Consider the following 1906-nt stretch of genomic DNA (forward strand, 5'->3'; position numbering starts at 1 on the left):
GCGATCTGCAACGTCCCCGAGAGCTCGCTGGTGCGCGAGTCCGACCTCGTGCTCATGACCCACGCGGGCCCGGAGATTGGTGTCGCCTCCACCAAGGCCTTCACCACCCAGCTCACCGCCCTCGCGCTGACCGTCATCGCCGCCGGCCGCCGCCATGGCCTCGACGCGGCGGCGGAGGCGGAGATGGTCGCCTCGCTGCGCCGGCTGCCGGGGCAGGTGGAGTCCGCCCTGGCACTGGAGCCCGAGATCCGGCGCATCGCCGAGCAGTTCATCGACAAGCGCCACAGCCTCTTCCTTGGCCGCGGCGAGCACTACCCGATCGCCCTCGAAGGCGCGCTCAAGCTCAAGGAGATCTCCTACATCCACGCCGAGGCGTACCCGGCCGGCGAGCTCAAGCACGGGCCGCTGGCCCTGGTGGACGGCGAGATGCCGGTGGTCACCATCGCCCCCAACGACAGCCTGGTGGAGAAGCTGAAGTCCAACCTCCAGGAGGTTCGCGCCCGCGGCGGGCGGCTGTTCGTGTTCGCCGACGCCGCCGCCGCGCCGGAGCGCAGCGACGGCTGCGAGGTCATCACCCTGCCGGCCACCGACACCATCACCGCGCCGGTGGTCTACACCGTGCCGCTGCAGCTCCTCGCCTACCACGTCGCCGTGCTCAAGGGCACGGACGTTGACCAGCCCCGCAACCTGGCGAAGTCGGTGACCGTCGAGTAGGTACCGGGTCCGGCACGATTCGATGGAGTAACGCCGCCTGGCTATGAAGCCGGTCCGGAAATGGGCGCCCCGGATAGCTGGGGCGCAACCTGGCCACGCGCCACGCCGGAGTAAATGGGCGGGCGCCGCGACATGGGCGAAATCGACGTGGCGGCACGATCGGGATCGGTTTTGGCTTCCCTGTCCCGGGCCTCACCCCTGACCGATCATCAGTCCCGCCCCGACGACCACCAGTGCCACGCCGGTCAGCCGCCCGGCGAGCCGCCCGTGGCGGGCCAGCTTTTCGATGAATACGAAGGCGGCGATCAGGGCTACCCAAAGCAGGTTCATGACCCCCGCCGTGAAGAGCAACAGCATCAGCGCCCAGCAGCAGCCCAGGCAGATCACCCCATGCTCCGCGCCCATGCGGAATGCGCCGGCGACGCCGGGACGCCAGTGGAAGAGGAAGAACTGCAGGGGCGAACGGCAATTGCGCAGGCAGGCGTCCTTAACCGGGAGCCACTGGTAAACACCGGCGACTATCAGTAGGCCACCGCTCATGACCGCGCTGGCCGATGCCATGGCCGGGGTAAGCAACCGGAGGGCCTCCAGCAGACCATGGAGGATGGTGGCCGCCAGGCTGAACGCCGTCCACACCGCCAGATATCCGGTAGCGAACACCCAGGTCACGGGCAGGACCGGCCTGTCCTCTCGGGCCATGGACGCGTAAAGAAGTATCGCCGGTGTGGCGCTTGGCAGCATCATGCCCACCATCATCACCGACCACATGACGAAGGTGAGCAGGAAAGTGCCGACCGACCAAGGGGGCGGAGTCGCCATGCCGGCCATGGCCATGCCGCCGTCGGACATGGACACCATCCGGCCTGCGTCGATCCAGAGATAGATCCACGCCAGCAGACTGACGCCGACGAGACCCGCCGCAGCGGCGAACCGCCCGTGACGCGGGTTAACGGGATCGACGCCGCCGGTCATCCGACCGCCCCGCCCTCCGCCGTCAGGCCGCCCAGCTAAACGGTGCGAAGTGGCCGTTCCGTGTGCCGCTGGTGTCGTCCCAATCCACGCCGAAGGCATGGAAATGGCTCACCTGGGCATTGGCGAGGGCCAGGCGCGGGGTCACGGGGTGAGCGGTGTTTTCCAGGTAGATCGGCTCGCCCTCCTTCGAGGCGCTCGGTACGCCGACCGCGGACTGCTC

Annotated in this window: 2 protein-coding genes and 1 pseudogene; 1 reads left to right on the forward strand and 2 read right to left on the reverse strand. The window is 68.6% G+C overall.

Going from position 1 to position 1906, the window contains the following annotated elements:
• A partial coding sequence (locus G7A99_RS18890) for an SIS domain-containing protein (RefSeq protein ID WP_163143105.1) occupies positions 1-714 on the forward strand: 714 nt, incomplete at its 5' end.
• A gap of 192 nt (positions 715-906) precedes the next feature.
• On the opposite strand, the gene G7A99_RS18895 is transcribed toward G7A99_RS18890, so the two are convergent.
• Both G7A99_RS18895 and G7A99_RS18900 read right to left on the reverse strand, forming a co-directional pair.
• Positions 907-1686 (reverse strand): DUF2182 domain-containing protein, encoded by a 780-nt coding sequence (locus tag G7A99_RS18895; RefSeq protein WP_163143108.1) that lies wholly within the window; start codon positions 1684-1686, stop codon positions 907-909.
• A gap of 22 nt (positions 1687-1708) precedes the next feature.
• Positions 1709-1906: pseudogene (locus G7A99_RS18900) on the reverse strand (hypothetical protein); the annotation flags it as partial.

It is taken from the genome of Arhodomonas sp. KWT, from assembly GCF_010993615.1.

What these genes read in the sequence shown, in the direction of transcription:
- G7A99_RS18895 (WP_163143108.1), bottom strand. Translation starts at nt 1,686, where the DNA reads ATGACCGGCGGCGTCGATCCCGTTAACCCGCGTCACGGGCGGTTCGCC.